Source organism: Streptomyces sp. NBC_01335, from assembly GCF_035953295.1.
In the GTDB taxonomy this organism is placed as follows: domain Bacteria; phylum Actinomycetota; class Actinomycetes; order Streptomycetales; family Streptomycetaceae; genus Streptomyces.
In genome coordinates, this window is the sequence record NZ_CP108370.1 from 2095740 (window position 1) to 2115043 (window position 19304).

Annotated in this window: 16 protein-coding genes; 7 read left to right on the forward strand and 9 right to left on the reverse strand. The window is 71.3% G+C overall.

Going from position 1 to position 19304, the window contains the following annotated elements:
* Positions 1–349 precede the first annotated feature (349 nt).
* Positions 350–940, forward strand: a complete 591-nt coding sequence (locus OG599_RS08645) for an acyl-CoA-like ligand-binding transcription factor (protein ID WP_327175370.1) — start codon at positions 350–352, stop codon at positions 938–940.
* Positions 941–956: 16 nt separating this feature from the next.
* Here the strand turns inward: OG599_RS08645 and OG599_RS08650 are convergent, their stop codons facing one another.
* The 4 genes from OG599_RS08650 to OG599_RS08665 form a co-directional block, all read right to left on the reverse strand.
* Positions 957–1331, reverse strand: a complete 375-nt coding sequence (locus OG599_RS08650; RefSeq protein WP_327175371.1) for a YrdB family protein — start codon at positions 1329–1331, stop codon at positions 957–959.
* Positions 1332–1558: 227 nt separating this feature from the next.
* Entirely contained in the window at positions 1559–2578 is a 1020-nt protein-coding gene (locus OG599_RS08655) for a DUF6801 domain-containing protein (RefSeq protein WP_327175372.1), read from the reverse strand.
* Positions 2575–5430 (reverse strand): trypsin-like peptidase domain-containing protein, encoded by a 2856-nt coding sequence (locus OG599_RS08660; RefSeq protein WP_327175373.1) that lies wholly within the window; start codon positions 5428–5430, stop codon positions 2575–2577. Before OG599_RS08660 ends, OG599_RS08655 begins: the two co-directional genes overlap by 4 nt.
* Positions 5427–5756 (reverse strand): trypco2 family protein, encoded by a 330-nt coding sequence (locus OG599_RS08665; protein WP_327175374.1) that lies wholly within the window; start codon positions 5754–5756, stop codon positions 5427–5429. The genes OG599_RS08660 and OG599_RS08665 overlap by 4 nt, the downstream gene beginning before the upstream one ends.
* Positions 5757–6138: 382 nt before the next feature.
* Between OG599_RS08665 and OG599_RS08670 the strand changes: the two genes are divergently transcribed.
* Together OG599_RS08670 and OG599_RS08675 are read left to right on the forward strand one after the other, a co-directional pair.
* Positions 6139–6528: a hypothetical protein gene (locus tag OG599_RS08670; protein WP_327175375.1), complete on the forward strand. Its 390-nt coding sequence runs from the start codon at positions 6139–6141 to the stop codon at positions 6526–6528.
* Between the two features lie 629 nt (positions 6529–7157).
* Positions 7158–7601, forward strand: coding sequence for a pentapeptide repeat-containing protein (locus OG599_RS08675; protein ID WP_327175376.1), 444 nt, complete (start codon positions 7158–7160; stop codon positions 7599–7601).
* A gap of 112 nt (positions 7602–7713) precedes the next feature.
* Here the strand turns inward: OG599_RS08675 and glnA are convergent, their stop codons facing one another.
* Entirely contained in the window at positions 7714–9075 is a 1362-nt protein-coding gene (gene glnA / locus OG599_RS08680; protein WP_266703648.1) for a type I glutamate--ammonia ligase, read from the reverse strand.
* Between the two features lie 243 nt (positions 9076–9318).
* On the opposite strand from glnA, the gene OG599_RS08685 reads away from it, so the two are divergent.
* The 4 genes from OG599_RS08685 to OG599_RS08700 all read left to right on the forward strand — a co-directional run bounded on the left by OG599_RS08685 (position 9319) and on the right by OG599_RS08700 (position 13562).
* Complete coding sequence (locus OG599_RS08685) at positions 9319–10038, forward strand: DUF3105 domain-containing protein (protein ID WP_327175377.1); 720 nt, start codon at positions 9319–9321, stop codon at positions 10036–10038.
* The gene (locus tag OG599_RS08690; RefSeq protein WP_327175378.1) at positions 10035–10916 is read left to right on the forward strand and encodes a DUF305 domain-containing protein; all 882 of its coding nucleotides are present in this window, start codon (positions 10035–10037) and stop codon (positions 10914–10916) included. Before OG599_RS08685 ends, OG599_RS08690 begins: the two co-directional genes overlap by 4 nt.
* Positions 10917–11111: 195 nt before the next feature.
* Positions 11112–11537 carry a CBS domain-containing protein gene (locus OG599_RS08695; protein ID WP_327175379.1) on the forward strand — a complete coding sequence of 142 codons (426 nt, stop codon included), beginning with the start codon at positions 11112–11114 and terminating at the stop codon, positions 11535–11537.
* A 255-nt stretch (positions 11538–11792) separates the two neighbouring features.
* Positions 11793–13562: an NAD+ synthase gene (locus OG599_RS08700; protein ID WP_327175380.1), complete on the forward strand. Its 1770-nt coding sequence runs from the start codon at positions 11793–11795 to the stop codon at positions 13560–13562.
* 101 nt (positions 13563–13663) lie between these two features.
* Here the strand turns inward: OG599_RS08700 and OG599_RS08705 are convergent, their stop codons facing one another.
* The 4 genes from OG599_RS08705 to OG599_RS08720 form a co-directional block, all read right to left on the reverse strand.
* On the reverse strand, positions 13664–14902 hold the full coding sequence (locus OG599_RS08705) for an MFS transporter (RefSeq protein ID WP_327175381.1): 1239 nt from the start codon (positions 14900–14902) through the stop codon (positions 13664–13666).
* A gap of 341 nt (positions 14903–15243) precedes the next feature.
* Positions 15244–16269 carry an endonuclease/exonuclease/phosphatase family protein gene (locus OG599_RS08710; protein WP_327175382.1) on the reverse strand — a complete coding sequence of 342 codons (1026 nt, stop codon included), beginning with the start codon at positions 16267–16269 and terminating at the stop codon, positions 15244–15246.
* A gap of 241 nt (positions 16270–16510) precedes the next feature.
* On the reverse strand, positions 16511–17311 hold the full coding sequence (locus OG599_RS08715) for a TetR/AcrR family transcriptional regulator C-terminal ligand-binding domain-containing protein (protein ID WP_327175383.1): 801 nt from the start codon (positions 17309–17311) through the stop codon (positions 16511–16513).
* Positions 17312–17587: 276 nt separating this feature from the next.
* Complete coding sequence (locus OG599_RS08720; RefSeq protein ID WP_327175384.1) at positions 17588–19198, reverse strand: MFS transporter; 1611 nt, start codon at positions 19196–19198, stop codon at positions 17588–17590.
* Between the last annotated feature and the right edge of the window lie 106 nt (positions 19199–19304).

The following is a 19304-nucleotide window of genomic DNA, read 5'->3' on the forward strand; positions in this document are numbered from 1 at the left end:
TTCGGTCGGCGTGGCCGTTTCTGCGCTCACGCGCAACCTCCGGATTTTCGTAGGGAGATGGACGAACAGGGAGAAGGACGAACATCGACGGCCGCACGCCCCGGCGGCAGCGACCGGGGTGCGCGCTCCCCACGAACTCCGCGGCCCAGAAGCGGAGTTCACAGCTCGTACCGGAGGGCGTCACGCCGCACGGCGGAGCGAGGCACCCAACACCCCGGCCTCGCGCGCGGAATGACAGGAACGGAATGACACGAACGCTGAACGAATTGACAGGAACACTTCAGCATACATGCACCATGGGCAATCTTGCCGCGTGCGCAATAATCAACGGCCAAGCGACAATGGCCCGATGGAGAACTCTGTGGGACTGCGGGAGCGCAAGAAGGAAGCCACCCGTCAAGCGGTGCACGAGGCCACGCTGCGACTCACCGTCGAGCACGGCTTCGACCACGTCACGGTGGAAGCGGTCGCGGACGCGGCCGGCATCTCACGCAGAACCTTCTCCAACTACTTCACCAACAAGGAGGACGCCCTCCTCTACGGCGAGGAACGGCAGATCAGGGCGCTGGTCCGCCTGGTGCACGACCGCCCCGCCAGAGAACCCGCCTGGACCGCCCTGCGCGGCGCGATGCTCCAGTTCGCGGCCCAGGTCCCGCCGCTGAACCGCGAATGGGCCGTCCACACCCGTCTCGCCCTGCGCCACCCCTCGCTGCTGGCACGCCAGTTGGCCAACCACGCGGCACTCGAACGTGACCTCGCCGAAGCCGTCGCCGACCGCCCCGGCCCCACCGCCCGCCCGGTCCGCCCTCTGATCCTGGCTGCGGGCTTCCTCTCGTCGCTGCGAATCGCGATGCGCACCTGGATCGAGGAGGCCCCGGACCGCGAGCCGGCCGAGCTGATCGCGGAGGTCCTGGAGGAGATGGGGCGCAGCTTCGATTAGAGGGTGTCGGAGGTCATCACGCAGCCTGTCCGGCGCGCGCGCGGGCGCGCCGGTCCATGGTCAGCAGCGCGGTGTTGGCCGCCACCACGGCGGCGTACGACAGGGCCGATCCGGTGCCGCCGAGGTCGTACAGGGCGGCCACCGCACACGCGAAGACCAGCACCTTGACCCCCACCACCCCCACGGTCGGCAGCGTGAACCGCGCCTTGGGCGAGGCGAACATCCCCCAGACGACCGCCGCCACCGCGGGAAGCCCCACGGCGAGAACGACCCGCAGCACCGCGTTCCCGGACGCGTGCCACCCCCAGCGGGTGAAGGCGACGAGTGCGACGACCTCCACGAAGAACGCCAGCAGCTCGTTGACCGTGCGCACGGGGGCGGGGAGTCTCATCGGGGATGCCTTCCGGCGGGGAGGGGCGGGTGTCGGGAGTAGGACTCCTCGGGCGGGTACAGGGTTGCCTGGCGGGGGCCCACGTCCCCGAGGGACCGGCCACGACCTGCTCCCGCCGCGCGCCCGTTCCCCGGGTCGCCCCAGCCTGCCCCGGGGCTCACGCGGGCGGCGGCGTCGAGAGCTTCAGCCGGGGAGGCGGACGGCGCTGCTTTCGCCCCCACAGGCCCTCACTCATCCTCGGCCCGGCGTTTCCTCAGCCGCAGGCCGAAGAGGGCGGCGACCGCGGCCACGACGAGTACCCCCACGACCGGGAAGACGACCTCTCGGGCCTTCCGGCCGCCCGACGCGGCCGGACCGGCGCCCGTGTCGTCGGTCGCGGCTCCTCCCGGGGAGACCGTCGCCGGGGTGGCCGAGGGCGTGGCGGTCCCTGTTGTCGAAGGCCCGGGCGCGGCGGTGGCGTTCCCTGTCGTCGAAGGCCCGGGCGCGGCGGTCGTCGGGCCCGGGCTCGTGCCGCCGGAGGCCGTGCCGCTCGGCGCCCTCGGGGCACTGCCGCCCCGTCCGCCCGAGGACCCGGCGGATCCGGCGGGCGGGGCGGGCGAGGTGGAGGGCGCGGACGGCGGCCTCGCGGCGTCGATGCCGAAGCGGGCGATCACGGTGTTCTGGCCGGCCCGCGGAGTGCAGGACACGTCGAGCGAACTCACGAGAGCCGGGCCGCCGTCCCCGTTCTTCAGCTTGAGCCGGACGGAGAAGTCGCCGAGGACGATGTCCGCGGGGCCGGGCTCGCTGAAGGTCCGCGAGGGCGCGACGCCGGTCGCGGGGATGACCAGGGAACCCGACGACAAAACGGCTGTCCGCGCGATGGTGAGTGGCACCGCGATGGCGAGGTTGCCCTCCGGGGCCGCCACGCGGGTCGACGCCTCCAAGGTGCCCTCGACGTACTCCGCGCCGGCCAGGTCGAGCCCGCCTCTGAGGGTCGGACCCACGGTTGCCTGCGCGTGAATGGCGAAGCGGTGACTCGGTTCGCCGACCCTGTGGGACATCGGCAGGTCCAGTGAGACCTTCGCGGTGATGTCCTCGACCCCGATGCCGAGGAACGTGCACGCGTACTTCAACGTGAGCGAGAACGGTTGCGCGGTCGCGGTCCCCGCCCCTGGGCCGGCCAGGAGCGCACTCACCCACACCAGGACGACCACGGCGCCGAGCGCGGTCGTCGGCAGCGGTCCGCCCGCTCCGCGCCTGTCCGTCACGACCTGGCTCCGGTGGGAGTGGGCGGCGCCGGAGCGGGTTCCTGTTCCTCGGTGTGGCTCGGGCTCAGGTGGCTCTGGAGCCGCGCGTGCCGGAACTGGTAGACCGCGCCGACCCGGTGCAGTACGCCTCGTTCGTGGGCGTCGTCCAGGAAGGCGATCAAGGCCCAGGGCAACCGCCCGCGCAGTGGCAGATAGATGCGGCACAGGGCCACCCACTGGCACCACGCGGTCATGCAGAGCCCGTACCCCGTTCCGCCTGCGAACGCGGTGACGAGCCCGAAGACGATCCCGACCTCGATGCCGCGCACGGGACCGTGCAGGATTCCTTCGACGAGTCCGACCACCGGCCCCAACACGCATACCCAGGCGAGCCAGTGAAAGACGACATTCCGGCGGTTCATCTCCAGCAGATCGGAGAGCTCGACGGTACTCCTGTGGGCAACGGGCGTTTCGAGCCACGCCATGAGGCCGAACACGATGCCCGCTCCGAGGGAGATCTCAGCAACGAACAGGAAGGCGGACGACAGCCCCCCGGCCTGGCCGTCCGCGAGCCCGAGCGGCTCGATCACACCCCGGTCGATGGCCACCAGGACGAGCGCGAGCACCAGCCCGCCGCCGAGACCGATCATGACCCTGGGGCGAATCTCCCTGTGTGCCCGCGGCGGCTTGGCTCCGCCGGAGGGCTTCAAACGGTCGAGGATGCTGATGCGTACCGGTGACGGCTTGAATTTTTCGTCCCCGGACGTGAAGTGGTAAGTGAGCCCGAAGAACACGCCTGCCGCCAGCCCGTGCAGGACCCCGGCCAGCGCTCCCCTCAGCAGCGCGAACCCGAGCCCGTGCGAGGTCGCGACCAGGATCACCGGCAGGTTCGCGATCGCAGTGGTGAGCCCGAAGGCCAGTCCCGACAACGAGCCGATGACGAGTGTGCGAGTGGAACGGGTCAGCGTCGTGCCCAGCTCCCACCAGGCGAGATCATGGCCCTCGCGTCCGGTGTGGCGGGAGAGCAGATCGAGGTGGCCCGCGAGATGCCCCAGGCAGGACTCGGCACGCCGGAGGTCCCACCGCAACGGACGGCCGGCTCCTCCGCCCGCCTCGGCGGCTCGTCGCGGGTGATAGACGGCGGGAAGGAAATTCTCCAGGAGATGTTCCTGGAGGGCCTCGGAAGTCGGGAACTCCAGGAGCTCCCGAGGGTCGGCCCCCGGAGCGTCGCTGTAGATGGCGCGGGCCAGGGAGGCCATGAGCGGGGTCGTCAGCGCCGCGGCGACGTTCGACGCCCCCCGGGTACGGGGATGCCGGTCCAACTCCTCCAGAAGGGGATCCCATACGGAGCCCCGCCCGTCGCCGTCCGGGCGAGGCCTGCTCGCATCACAAAGGTAGTGGGCGAAATCGCCCGGAGTGAGGCTGCCCAACTCGATGCCAGGTGCTCCTATGAGGACACCTTCCTCTTCCACGGCATCGGCGTATTCGGCGGGACGGCTGGTCAGGAGCATCGGCATGTCGCTCTGGCTGAGCGCTCGTAGCGCCTCGCCGCGCAGACCGGCTGCGATCTCGTCGAACCCGTCGAGCACGGGAAGGATCCGCTCCTCCCTGACCAGGGTTTCGGCCAGATTCCCTCCGTACGGACCGGGAACGGCCAGATCGGGGTAGTCGCGCACCAGCCGGCCGCTCAGCCAAGCCTCCAACGTGGTGTTCCCGGGATCCCACGACCCCAGACTGAAGATCACCGGCACGGGGGCGCCCCGCGGACGGGTGCCCAGTAGTTCGAGCACGAAGTAGAGGGCGAGCACCGTCTTGCCTGCCCCCGCCTCACCGAGCACCACCAGCCGCCCCGACGGAATCGCCCGATACGCCTCCACGATTCGCTTGAGCTGTTCTCCCAGCTCGGAGGGGACCTCCTTCCCGGACGCGGCGGTGAAGGTGTCGGCAGGCACAGCGAAGCGGGCCGAGACCGCGGGCCCGAAACGGACGGCGAGCGCGAAGGGCTCGTTCAGTCGCCTCCGCCGCCGCTCGGCCCTCCACTGCTCCCGCACCGCTCTGGCAAGGAGTTTGGCCCTCTCCTCCAACTCGGGTGTTTCGTCCGGCGGCTCGGGAGGGCGCGGGAGTTGTTCGAGCCGGTCCGCGTCGGCCGGCAGGCCGATCAGCTCATGGAGCTGGTCGAGATGCGCGGAGTCCATGACGTCGAACCAGCGCGCGACACGAGTCGCCGTCAGCGTGCCTGCCCCTTCGCGGGGGTGATGCTCACTGACCACTCCGACGATGCACCCGTCGCTCCAGACCGCGGCCCCGGACATTCCCTCCCAGGCGGAACCCTCCCGCTCCGGCGCGTCGCCCGGAGCCCCCACGACGGTGATCGCCAGGCCGCCCCCGCGCAGTTTCGACCACGGTGTGGTGCTGCCACGGGCATGGTGGGAATCCCTGAACCGCTCCGCCGACAGGGCATCACGACGCAGCATGAACCGCGGGAATCCGAGGGCCTCGCACTCCATCGCCGCATTGACACGGGCGAAGCGCACCGGCGGCAGCGTGCCGGCGAGCAGCCCTCCGACATCCGCGTCAGCCGTGTCCGGCGTAATCCCGACCACTGCGACGTCCGACTCGTGGTGTTCCCAGACAGGCATGCCGGGAAGTTCCACCGCGCGACCGCCCGTGGTGATGAAACGGACCCGAAGAGCGGTGGCGCCGCGTACCACGTGCGCGGCGGTGAGCACCGCCTCCCCCGTCACCAGGTAGCCGGATCCGAGCGCACGCGCGCCACTCCCCCGCAGGGCGATGACCTGCACCGCTCGCCGTTGGTCGAGCCCGGCCGCAGGCCCGGACGCTCCGCCGCGCATGCCGACGTACGTACTACTCACCGCTCATGCGCGTCGGCGAGACCGGAGACGTAGGGCGGTTCGCCCGACCCGACGAGGGTCGGCTTCAGCGCGAGCGTGATGCGCTGCGTGCCCGTGGAACTCACCGCCGCTTCGGCGCCGGACTCCACCACCCAGAAACGCACCTTCGCTCCCGCGTTCCCGGAGCGCTCCAGGGCGACCGACACCTCCAGTTCGATGGTTCCCAACTCGAACCGCAGCGCCGCGCCCTCCGCCCCGGCGACCGCCTCTTCGAGCTCCTCCCGCAGGTCCTTGATCACTCTGGCCAACTCGATCACGCAACGCCCCTCACCAAGCACGCCGACCATGCGGCACCACAGACTCCTTGGCATGGCAAGGACGATCGGGAGCTGCCGCCGGTTCCCACCCTTTCAGACACTCGGCGCCCCTGAACTGGCGTTATTCAGCCATTCGTCGGGACACCCGGGAGGTGTCCGCACGCGGGCGGCCGCACGCCGGTGGAGCGGGGGGCCGGCGACAGGTCGCCACCGGCCCTGAACCACGCCTGGCCGCCAGGGCCACGCCCGTTGAAACCGGCCAAACCGATTCGCGGCTCAGTAGTGCCAACGGTTCCTGCCGGACGAGAAGCCGCACGTGATCGCCCGCCCGGCCTCGTCGGTGGTGGTCGCACCCACATCGGCGTTCCGGCAGAACTGCCCTGCGTGGTAGCAGTTACCCGCGTTGGAGCGGATGCTGCACAGCTGCGTCGTGGCCGAGCCGCCGCCGGACGTCGTACTACTCCCACCCGAACTGCTGCTGCCGCCGGACGAGGAGGACCCGCCACTGGTGGACGTTCCGCCGGACGAACCCCCGGACGAACTGCTGGAAGAACTACTGGAAGAGCCACTGGACGACGAGGCGCTCGGCGGGTTCGAGCAGGACTCGCCCACACCCACGATCTTGAAGGCGACCTTGGTGGCCGTGCTGTACGTGCCTGCGGACGGACTCTGCGAGCAGACCTTCCAGTTGGAGGTGTGCACCACGGATCGGTGCAGTTCGCTCGCGTCGGAGTACGTCACCGAGGCGACATGGTGGGCGCGGGCGTCCGCCACGGCCTTCGCGAGGTTCCATCCGCCGTAACTGCCCACCGTCGCCCGCACGGCCGGCTTCTTCGAGGGAGTCGCGGTCGGCGACGGCGAAGCCGTGGCGGTCGGCGACTCCGAAGCGGACGCAGTTGCGGACGCGCTCGGGGACGCGCTCGGGGACGCTGTGGCCGAAGCCGTCGGGAGCGTGCTCACCGACGCCGAAGCCGTGTCCTGATCCCCGTCCGAGCACCCTGCGACGCCGACGGCGAGGGCCACCAGCCCGACCACCAGGCGCCCGTAGGCCCGGCGGCCCTTCCTCATGTTGTTCCCCATGCCCTGGGCGCCGTTCGATCCTGACGATCTCGGCGCATACCGAAGAGACATGCCACCCCCCTGGGTTCTCGTTCTCAGCACTGGCGCGGACCACGCGTCGGCGCACACCGACCTGGGTTGCGCGTCGGAAGACGACGCGCGCGCCACCGCGGAGGCCAGACTAGAGGAGATTCAAAGGATCATATGAGGGTCTTGTGAAACTAGGTTTTGTGACCACGCCGCGCGAGCGCACCGACAACAGGCTCACCGACAGCCCAAACCGAGACAGGCACCGGAGGGCAAGCGGCTGACGGCACTCGGCTGCGGGAAATCCGGGCGACGGCCACCGCCCCGGCTGACACGCTGGCGCACATGACCACGGCACCGAACGCAAGACAACGACTTGCCGCGCTCCACCGCTATGCGGCCGTGAACCGCGAGGACTTCGCCGGCCAGAACCTCGCTTCCGCTCGCACGTCGCAACTGCGCTTCACCGGCTGCTCGTTCAGTGGTGCTGATCTGCGCCACGCCGACCTGGACGGATGTTCGTTCACGTTCTGCGACTTCACCGACGCGGACCTGCGCGGGGCTTCTCTGCGCGGGATCAGCCTGGCCGGATGCGATCTACGGGGTGCCGACCTGCGCGACACCGACCTGACCGACGCCACATTCGGCAGCGTGAACACGGGCGCGCCCCCGCACGGGCTGACGAACGTCATCGGCGCCCGGTTCGAGGGAGCCTCGCTGCGCAATGTTCAAGCGGAAGACGTCACCGGGTGGCCCACCCGGCATGGCGGAAACGGCGGTCGCGCATGAGGCCCGCCCATCGGCGCGCAGATCACGCCGGCCATGACAGCGGGCGGACCGCGTCCGAAGTGGACCGCGACCCGCCCGCGTCGTACTGCCTACGCCTCTGACCAGCCAGCCCCTACAGCACCGGCAGCAGCGCCTTCCGCTCGAACGCGGTGACCTCGCTGCGGTACTCCTCCCACTCGCGCTTCTTGTTGCGGAGGAAGAAGTCGAAGACGTGCTCGCCCAGCGTCTCCGCGACGAGTTCGCTCTTCTCCATCAGGGAGATGGCCTCGCCGAGGTTCTGCGGGAGAGGCTCGATGCCCATCGCACGGCGCTCGGAGTCGGAGAGGGCCCAGACGTCGTCGTCGGCGCCGGCCGGGAGTTCGTAGCCCTCCTCGATGCCCTTGAGGCCCGCCGCGAGGAGGACCGCGTAGGTGAGGTAGGGGTTGGCGCCGGAGTCGATGGAGCGGACCTCGACGCGCGCGGAACCGTTCTTGCCGGGCTTGTACATCGGGACGCGGATGAGCGCGGAGCGGTTGTTGTGGCCCCAGCAGATGTACGAGGGGGCTTCGCCGCCGGCGCCGGCGCTGCGGGCGGAGCCGCCCCAGATGCGCTTGTAGGAGTTGACCCACTGGTTGGTGACGGCGGAGATCTCGGCGGCGTGGCGGAGCAGGCCGGCGATGAAGGAGCGGCCGACCTTGGAGAGCTGGTACTCGGCGCCGGACTCGTAGAAGGCGTTGCGGTCGCCCTCGAAGAGGGAGAGGTGGGTGTGCATGCCCGAACCCGGGTACTCCGAGAAGGGCTTCGGCATGAAGGTGGCCTGCACGCCCTGCTCCAGCGCGACCTGCTTCATGACGAGTCGGAACGTCATGATGTTGTCGGCGGTGGAGAGCGCGTCGGCGTACCGGAGGTCGATCTCCTGCTGGCCGGGGGCACCCTCGTGGTGGCTGAACTCGACGGAGATGCCCATCGATTCGAGCATGGTGATCGCCTGGCGGCGGAAGTCCATGCCGACGTTCTGCGGGGTGTGGTCGAAGTAGCCGGAGCTGTCGGCCGGGGTGGGCCGGGTGCCGTCGACCGGCTTGTCCTTCAGCAGGAAGAACTCGATCTCGGGGTGGGTGTAGAAGGTGAACCCGAGGTCGGACGTCTTGGCGAGGATGCGCTTGAGGACGAAGCGGGGGTCCGCGAAGGACGGCGATCCGTCCGGCATCAGGATGTCGCAGAACATACGGGCGGTGCCGGGGGCCTCCGCGCGCCAGGGCAGGATCTGGAAGGTGCCCGGGTCCGGCTTGGCGATCATGTCCGATTCGTACACCCGGGCGAAGCCCTCGATCGCCGAGCCGTCGAAGCCGATGCCCTCGTCGAAGGCCTGTTCCAGCTCGGCCGGAGCCACGGCGACGGACTTGAGGAACCCGAGGACATCGGTGAACCACAGTCGTACGAACCGGATGTCACGTTCCTCAAGCGTCCTGAGGACGAATTCCTGCTGCTTGTCCATAGCCACATCCTTGCAGTTCAGACGGTCCGCGCACCACCGCCCGGGGTAGGGGAGTCACTCCAGTATCACGACCCGGGATTTCACCCAGATTACGCACACGGTGTGAGAGAGAGCACGCGGCCACCCACTACGATCGGCGGCCCCCATGTGCTGGGGCACGGGCGTACGCGCAACCGACTCTCGCACAGGGGTTCATGCGATTCGTTCGCTCCCTCCCCGCACCTCCCAGAAGGACTCGACACCATGAGCCTTTCCCCGCCGCCTCCCCAGGTTCCGACGCCCCCGGCCCCACTCCCCCAGCGGCGCCGCACGGTGCGCGGCAGGGTCCTGGCCATAGCGGCCGGCGTGGCCGTCGTCGCAGGTCTGGTGGGGTTCGGCGGCTCCGGAGTGCTGGACGGCCCGGCCTCGCGGGCCGATCTGGCGGCCTCTGCGGCCGGGAAATCCGGGCCGGCCGAGGACGCCAAGCCGGGCGGTACGGAGCCCTCGCGGGCGGCCGGAGCGGCGTCGGTACCGGCGATCCGGGGCGTGAAGTCCTGGGACGCCACCAAACTCACCCGCAATCACGTGACCCGCGAGGTGCACTACCCGATGACGCCTCCGGTAGGCGGTGACCACAACCCGACCTGGATGAACTGCGACGGCGACGTATACAAAACACCGCTCGCGGACGTGAACGCCGTCCACTCCCTGGAACACGGCGCGGTGTGGATCACGTACAACGGCACCGCGTCCACCGACGCGGTGCGCACGCTCGCCGACCGGGTCAGGGCGACCCCGTTCACCCTGCTCAGCCCCTATCCGGGCCAGTCCGGCGCCCTCGTGCTCACCGCCTGGGGGAAGCAGCTCACGGTGGACGGCCCGGACGACGCGCGGGTGAACGAGTTCCTCGCGGCGTACGTCCAGGGCCCGCAGACCCCGGAGCCCGGCGCGCCGTGCACCGGTGGACTGGCGGCTCCCCGATGACCGGCGGTACGGCGCGCCCGCGCTGGGCGGCGGCCGGAGTGCTGGCGCTCGCGGTGCTGGTCGGAGGCGGTACGGCGGCGGTCGTGACCGCCCGCTCCGGCGGTACGCAGGAGCGGGGCGAGGAGCGGACGCCGGGGTACGCCGAGGGGTACGGGCAGGGGTCCGGCCCGGGGCAGGGCCTCCCGGCGGTGGACTCGGCGGACGCCGGGTTCGCGCAGGACATGGCCGTCCACCATCAGCAGGCGGTGGAGATGTCGTTCGTGGTGCGGGACGGTACGCGCGACGAGGACGTGCGCCGCCTCGCGTACGACATCGCCCACACCCAGTCCAACCAGCGCGGGATGCTGCTGGGCTGGCTCGACCTGTGGGGGCTGCCGAAGATCGCCCCGCCGGGACGGACCATGGCGTGGATGGGCGCCCAGCACGCCCCGTCCTCGTCGGGCGGGACGGACCGGACGGCGGGCATGGGCCACGACACGGCCGGGACCGACCACGACACGGCCGGGACCGACGACATGGCCGGGATGGCCGGCATGGACCACCCGGAAGACCTGGACCACCCGGAAAACATGGCCGGCATGGACGGCATGGGGCAGGGCGCGGCCCGCCCCGGGTCCGGTACGCGGATGGTCGGCATGGCCACCCGTGCCGAGCTGAAGCAGCTCGGCGCCGCGCGGGGCAAGGCCGCCGAGGTGCTGTTCCTCCAGCTGATGACCGACCACCACAAGGGCGGCATCGCCATGGCCCGCAGCTGTGCGGAGCGGTGCGCGGTACCGGCCGAGCGGCGGCTCGCGCAGGGCATGGTGGACGCCCAGCAGGCCGAGCTGGACCTGATGGCGCAGCTGCTGGCCGAACGGGGGGCGCACCCCCGCGGCTGAGTGCCTGCCGCACCCGCCCCTCACCCGCCCGTACGGCCCGCAGCCACGGACGAGTGAGGGGCGCCGCACGTTCCACACTCACTCGAATGGGTGATATCGCTCGGCGGTGGGTCGTGCCGCCGAGGACGATGGAGGGTGGACTCGGGGTCGTACGGGGGTGTGCTCAGGCACGGATCGGCACGCAGGAGGAACCCCATGACCACGGCGAAGGACATCATGCATCCCGGCGCCACCTGGATTCCGGCGCACGAGACGCTCGACCGCGCCGCCCAGATGATGCGCGACCACGGGGTGGGTTCACTGCCCGTCTCGGCCGAGGGCGCCAGGGACCGGATGGTCGGGATCATCACCGACCGGGACATCGTGGTCGCCTGCGTGGCGAGCGGTCACGATCCGTCGGAGGTGACGGCGGGCGACCTCTGCCACGGGACGCCGCGCTGGATCGACTCCGGCGCCGGGGTGGACGCGGTGCTGGAGGAGATGCAGTCCCACCGCATCCGGCGGCTCCCGGTGGTCGAGGACAAGAAGCTGGTCGGCATGATCAGCGAGGCCGACCTGGCGCAGCACCTCAGCGAGGAGCAGATCGCCGACTGGGCGGGTCAGGTGTACGCGCGGGGCTGACCGACTCCGACGCGGCGCCGGCACCGGCATCCGGCGCGGCGCTCACACCGAACCCCGACGCGGCGCCGGCACCCGACGCGGCGCCGACACCGAACTCCCCCGCGGCGCCGACACCGAACTCCCTCGCGGGGCTGACACCGAACTCCCTCGCGGGGCTGACACCGACTCCCGCGCACGGTCGGCCAACTCCCGGGAGCAGAGCCGGAATCACCGACCCCCAGGACATCGCGTCAGAAAGACGATTACACTGCGGGCGTGCCTCAACTACGCCTCGCACTCAACCAGATCGACTCGACCGTCGGCGATCTCACCGGCAACGCCGAGGCGATCGTCCGCTGGACCCGGCACGCCGCCGAGCAGGGCGCCCACCTCGTGGCGTTCCCCGAGATGGTGCTGACCGGCTATCCCGTGGAGGACCTGGCCCTGCGGTCGTCCTTCGTCGAGGCCTCGCGGTCGGCGCTGCGCGCGCTCGCCGCCCGGCTCGACGCGGAGGGGTTCGGCGAACTGCCGGTGGTCGTCGGCCATCTCGACCGCTCCGAGCACGCCGCTCCCCGGTACGGCCAGCCCGCCGGTTCGCCGCGCAACGCGGCGGCGGTGCTGCACCGGGGGCGGGTCGCGCTGAACTTCGCCAAGCACCATCTGCCCAATTACGGGGTGTTCGACGAGTTCCGCTACTTCGTGCCGGGCGACTCGATGCCCGTCGTGCGGGTGCACGGCATCGATGTGGCGCTCGCCATCTGCGAGGACCTCTGGCAGGACGGCGGGCGCGTCCCGGCGGCCCGCGCGGCGGGGGCGGGGCTGCTGCTGTCGATCAACGCCTCCCCCTACGAGCGGGACAAGCACGACACCCGGCTCGAACTGGTCCGCAGGCGGGCCCGGGAGGCCGGGTGCGCCACCGCGTATCTGGCGATGATCGGCGGTCAGGACGAGCTGGTCTTCGACGGCGACTCCATCGTGGTGGACGCGGAGGGCGAAGTGATCGCCCGCGCACCGCAGTTCGCGGAGGGCAGCGTGATCCTCGACCTCGAACTGCCGGCCGCGGCGGCCGAGCCGCCGTCCGGGGAGGTGAACGACGGGCTCCGCATCGACCACGTCGTCCTCTCCGGTGAGCCGCTCCCCGCGTACGCCCCCGAGCTGGCGGGCGGGTACGCCGAGCGGCTCGACGACGACGAGGAGCTGTACTCCGCACTGGTCGTGGGCTTGCGCGCGTACGCCGCGAAGAACGGTTTCAGCAGCGTGCTGGTCGGGCTCTCCGGCGGTATCGACTCGGCGCTCGTCGCGGCGCTCGCCTGCGACGCGCTGGGGGCGGGGAACGTGTACGGCGTCTCCATGCCGTCGAAGTACTCCTCGGACCACTCCCGGGACGACGCGGCCGAGCTGGCCCGGCGTACCGGGCTGAACTACCGCACCGTACCGATCGAGCCGATGTTCGACGCGTTCATGGGGTCGCTGGAGCTCACCGGGCTCGCCGAGGAGAACCTCCAGTCGCGGCTGCGCGGCACCACGCTGATGGCGCTCTCCAACCAGGAGGGCCGGATCGTGCTGGCGCCGGGCAACAAGTCGGAGCTGGCGGTGGGCTATTCGACGCTGTACGGGGACTCGGCGGGGGCGTACGGGCCGATCAAGGACGTCTACAAGACGTCGGTCTTCCGGCTGGCGAGGTGGCGCAACCGGGCCGCCGAGGAGCGCGGGCAGATCCCTCCGATCCCGGAGGCGTCGATCACCAAGCCGCCCAGCGCCGAACTGCGGCCGGGGCAGGTGGACACCGACTCGCTGCCGGACTACGAGGTGCTGGACCGGATCCTGGAGCTGTACGTCGACCGGGACCAGGGCCGGGACGCGATCGTCGCGGCGGGCTTCGAAGAGGAGCTGGTGGTCCGGACGCTGCGGCTGGTCGACACCGCCGAGTACAAGCGGCGGCAGTACCCGCCGGGCACGAAGATCTCGCCCAAGGGGTTCGGCAAGGACCGGCGGCTGCCGGTCACGAACCACTGGCGCGAGGTGCCCGCGAAGGACCTCCCCTGAGCACGTGAAGCACCCGAAGCGCCTTCCGTGGAACGGAAACGGGCCGGACCACGCCGCTGACGTGGTCCGGCCCGTCCGGTGCGGGACGCGGGGGCGTCGCCTCACTCCCCCGGTGCGCTCCGTACGGCCTGGCGGTCGTCCGCGTCCGCCGCCGCGCCGGTCTCCTCCGTACGCCCGGCGACGACGCGCGACGGGTTGCGGTCGCGGTCGAGGACGGTCGCGGTGACCGCGATGCCGAGGCCGACGACGGCGAGGGCCGCGCCGACCGGGGCGGGCGAGGTCCAGCCCCAGCCCGCCGAGATGGCCGCGCCGCCGAGCCAGGCGCCGCCCGCGTTGGCGAGGTTGAACGCCGAGTGGTTGGAGGCGGAGGCCAGGGTGGGGGCGTCCTTCGCCTTGCGCATCACCAGCATCTGGAGTGGGGTCGTCGTCATGAAACCGACCCCTCCGAGCAGGACCACCATCACCAGGGCCAGCCACTGCACGTGCACGGTGAGCGGGAAGACCAGCAGGACGACGGTGAGCGCGCCCAGGGAGCCGAAGAGCGTCGGCCGCAGCGCGCGGTCGGTGAGCGGTCCGGCTGCGAGCGCACCGAGGGTCATGCCGATGCCGAACAGGGCCAGCACGAGGGTGACCGAGGACTCGCCGAAGCCCATCGCCTCGGTGGTCATGGACGAGAGGTACGAGTACACGGCGAACACGCCGCCGAAGCCGAAGACGGCGGTGAGCAGGCCGAGGATCACCTGACGGTTGCCGAGCGCCCGCAGTTCGTGGCGTACGTCCTGGTGCTCGGCGACCGGGATCTGCGGGATCAGCCGGGCCAGGGCGGCCAGGGAGACCAGTCCGATCACGGCCACCACGACGAACGTCGCCCGCCAGCCGAGGTGCTGGCCGAGCAGGGTCGCCGCCGGTACGCCCACGATGTTGGCCACGGTCAACCCCAGGAACATGCGTGCGACGGCCCGCGCCTGACGGCCCTCCGGGACCAGGCGGGCGGCGACGACCGCGCCGACGCCGAAGAACGCGCCGTGCGGCAGGCCCGCGATCAGGCGGCCCGCGACGAGCCAGCCGAAGCCGGGGGCGAAGGCGGAGGCGGCGTTGCCGAGGACGAAGAGCGACATCAGCAGCAGGAGCATCCGCTTGCGCGGCATGCGGGAGCCGAGGGCGGTGAGCAGCGGAGCGCCGAGCACGACGCCGATCGCATAGGCGGAGACGAGGTAACCGGCGGTGGGTACCGAGGTACCCAGGTCGTCCGCGACGTTGGGCAGCAGCCCCATCATCACGAACTCGGTGGTGCCTATGCCGAAGGCGCTCACCGCCAGGGCGAGCAAGGCCAGAGGCATGGGAAAGAACCTTTCAGCAGGAGGGCGCGCGCCTGCGCCCCGGGCGGACGGTACGACCGTACGGGGACGTGGCGCGGCGGTCGGCCGCGCGGACGTGCGCGCGGGCCGGGCGGGGAGGGGGGCGGGCGAAGATCGGAAGGGCGGGCGGCGGTGCTCCGGCGACTCTGCCAGGGGCTGTCCTCAGGCATGCTCAGGTCAGCTACCTGAACAAAGTGTGGCAGAGGATCCGTTCCCGGAGGTGAACGGGTCGTTTCGGCCGAGTTCGGCCACGGCCCCGGCGAGAGCCCCGGCGGCCACCACGACGCCTCGCGCGGGCACCTCCCCGCTCGCGCGGGGCCCGGTCAGAGTTGGACGCGGGCGGCGATCGGCAGGTGGTCGCTGTCGGTCGCGGCGAGCGTCCACGAGGACATCGGCTCCACGCCCCGGACCATGATCTGGTCGATGCGGGCCATCGGGAACGCGGCGGGCCAGCTGAAGCCGAAGCCGTCGCCGGCGGCGCCCTGGGTGGACCGCATCTGCGAGGTGACGGCCCGCAGGGCGCGGTCGTTCATGGTGCCGTTGAGGTCGCCGAGGAGGATGACCCGGCTCAGCGGCTCGTCCGAGATGGCCTCGCCGAGGGCGTCGGCGCTGTTGTCGCGCTGGTTGGCGGTGAACCCGGCGTGCAGCTTGACGCGGACGGACGGCAGGTGGGCGACGTACACGGCGACCTTGCCGCCGGGGGCGGTGACGGTGGAGCGCATGGCCCGGACCCAGCCCATCTTGATGTCGACGGGGCGGGTGTTGCTGAGCGGGTACTTGCTCCAGAGGCCGACGGTGCCCTGGACCGAGTGGTACGGGTAGGGCGCCTTCAGCGCCTTCTCGTACGCGGCGACCTGGCCGCTCGGGAGTTCCTGGAGGGCCACCACGTCCGCGCCGGAGCCGGCGACCTGTTCGGCGGTGCCGGCCGGGTCGGGGTTGCCGGCGTTCACGTTGTGCGTGGCGACGGTGAGGTTGCCGCCGGGGCCCGACTTGTCGTCGAGCAGCAGACCGCCGAAGAGGTTCAGCCACACCACCAGGGGCAGCAGCAGGGCGATGAGCGCCGTGGCGGAGCGCCGTACGAGGCCGAGGATCAGCAGGACGGGGAGGAGGACCCCGATCCACGGCAGGAAGGTCTCGGTGAGGCTGCCGAGGTTGCCGAGCCGGTTGGGGATCTCGGCGTGGAAGACCATCACCAGCATCACCAGGACCGAGCAGACCGCGAGCAGGATGCCGCGCCGCCAGATGCCCCGGTCCGCCTTCAGGCGGGCCAGACCGGCCCGGAAGCGGGAGCCGGCGCGCGGCGGCTCCGCGTTGTCGTTGCCGGTGTCCGCTCCGTACGCCTGCACCATCGCGCTTCCTCACTGCGTTGCCCTGCATGTCGCCGCGCCCTTGACCCTAGGGGATCGGCGACCGTTTTCCCTCCGCCGGTGTCGGCGGCACGGAGAAGAGGACGACCGGAACGGGACCATGGGTTCCGCTTTGTGCCGGACCGTCCGGGGCTGTGACCGACCCCTCATCTCCGGCCGGACCGGTCCGGCGCGTCGGAACGCGCACCCGGCGGCGCCCGGGCCGGGGCGGCGGGCGGTACGGTCAGCGCCGGCGGGAGGCGCCGGGCGCGTCGCGGGGTCCGGACGGGTCGGCGGGGCGGGGCGCCGGGGCCAGGCCCTGCATCAGGGCATCGATGACCCGGTCGACCAGGTCGTCGGGGAGCGGCGCGTCGCGGCGGTGCAGGGTCCGTACGAGCATCGCGCCGACGAGCAGGTCGTCCATCAGCTCGACGTCGAGGTCGTCCCGCAGCTCGCCCGCGTCGACGGCGCGGCGGACCGCGTCGACCATCGCGGCCCGACGCGGCGCGATGACGGTGTTCTGGTACTCGGTCCAGAGCCGGGGGTGGCTCTTCATCTGCGCGAACACGTTGTGCAGCATGACCGACGAGCGCTGCGCCAGCCCCCGGGTGCGATGGGACTCCATGAGCAGGCGCAGGTCGGCGAGTCCGGCGGTGCCGGAGACGACGGGGTCCGGCGGTTCCATGTCGCGGAGCACGTCGAGGAAGAGCTCTTCCTTGCCGTGCCAGCGGCGGTAGATGGTGGCCTTGCCGACCTTGGCGGTACGGGCGATGCGTTCGATGGAGAGTCCGGCGAGGGGTTCACCGGCCTCCAGGAGGGCGATGACGGCGTCCAGGATGGCCCGCTCGGCGGCGGCGCTGCGGGGGCGGCCCGGCCCCCGGTCGTGGTCGTGCGCCCGGGTGTGCTCCGGCTCGTGCGCCGGGTCCTCCTCCGGGCCCGGCTCCGGATTCTGCTCCGGACCCGCTTGCGGACCTGGTGCCGAGCCCTGCTCCGGGCCTGGTTCCCGACCGTGCTCCGGGCCCTGCTCGCGCTCCTGATGCCGCACCTGGTTCCGCCTCTCCTCGCCCGTACGAACGCTCCCACGATTCTCGCCGACCGGAACCCCGCCTTCGTCCCTGGCCCCGCCTCGCCGGGGCCGCCGGGCCGGCGGCCCCGGCGAGGCGAGGGTCCGGACCGCTGCGAAGGCCCGGGCCCCCGGGGCGTACGCCGGTGGGGCCCGGGCCGGGGTCGCGGGGGCTCAGCGCTCGCTGCCCTGTTCCGGAGCTGGCCTGTTCCGGAGCTGGCCTGTTCCGGAGCTGGCCGGTTCCGGCGCTGGCCTGTTCTAGCTGCCCTGTCCGGCCGGGACCGGTGCGGGCTGCTCGGGGGTATGCGGCCGGGGACCGGCGGCGGACTTTCCGGGCAGGAACAGCGCGACGACCACGGCGCCGACCAGTGCGATGGCGGCGGAGCCGAGGGCGGCGACGTGCATGGCGTCGATGAAGGCGTCGGAGGCGGCCACCGCGAGCGGCTTGCCGGCCGGGCCGAGCTTCGCGGCGACGCCGAGCGTGGCCTCGATCGACTCTCCGGCGACGTCCCGGGCTCCGGCGGGTAGGGCCGAGAGGTGGCCCTCGATGTCGCCCCGGTAGACGGTGGAGAGCACCGAGCCGAGCACGGCGATGCCGAGCGCCCCGCCGACCTGGCGGAAGGTGTTGTTGATGGCGGAACCGGCACCGGCCTTCTCGCGGGGCAGCGTCTGCATGATGGCGACGGTGACCGGCGGCATGATGTGCGCCATTCCGGTGCCCTGGACGAAGAAGACCACGCACAGCACCCAGACGGGCGTGTCGGCGTCGAAGGCCGCGAAGGCGGCGAGCCCGGCGGCGACCAGGATCAGGCCCACGGTGCAGACGGCGCGGACGCCGAAGCGCTGGACGACGATCCGGGCGCGCGGCGAGAAGATCATCTGCGCGGCGGCGAGCGGAAGGACCAGCAGGCCGGACTGGAGCGCGGTGTAGCCGCGCACGCTCTGGAGGTAGAAGGCGGAGAAGAAGGTGACGCCCATCAGCGCGAAGAAGACCAGCGCGATGGCGGCGACGGCGGCGGAGAACGCCGGCTTCTTGAAGTGCGAGACGTCGAGCGCGGGGTGCTGGACGCGCTTCTCGTAAAGGACGAAGGCGATCAGGACGACCACGCCGCCGAGGACCGGGGCGATCACGGTGACGTCGGTGAAGTCGGCGAGTTCGCCGCCCCGGATGATGCCGTAGACGAGCAGCACGAGGCCGACGACGGAGAGGACGACGCCCACCGGGTCGAGCCGGCCGGGCTTGGGGTCCCGCGAGTCCGGTACGAGGATCACCATCGCGACCAGGGCGACGAGGCCCACGGGCACGTTGACGAGGAAGATCGAGCCCCACCAGAAGTGCTCCAGCAGGAGTCCGCCGGTGATCGGGCCGATGGCGATGCCCAGGCCGACACCGCCGGCCCAGATGCCGATGGCCTTGGGCTGCTCGGCGGGTTCGAAGACGTTCATCAGGATGGCGAGGGTGGCCGGCATCACGAAGGCGGCGCCGAGACCCATCACCGCACGCCAGGAGATGAGCTGGCCCGGCGTGTCGGAGAAGGCGGCGAGCGCGGAGCCGATGACGAAGACGGTGATGCCGCAGAGCAGCACCCGCTTGCGGCCGAGCCGGTCGCCGAGGAGACCGGCGGTGAAGAGCAGGCCGGCGAAGACGAGCGTGTAGGAGTTGATCGCCCACTCCAGCTCGCTCTGGGTGGCGCCGATCCCGTCCGGCGCGGGACTGGCGATCGTCTTGACCGCGACGTTCAGGATCGAGTTGTCCAGCACCACGATGAGCAGGCTGAACATGAGCACGGCGAGAATGGCCCAACGGCGACGGTGGACCGCCTCCGGGACACGGGACACGGCGGCAGGCGCGCCGGACGGTATGGACATGGTGAAGAGACTAACGCCATTTCGATACGAGACCGTCTCGTATTGTAAAGTCTTTACCTTTCCGGCGCGTCTTTGTCCGGCCCTCCGGGCCCGCCCCGACGATCCG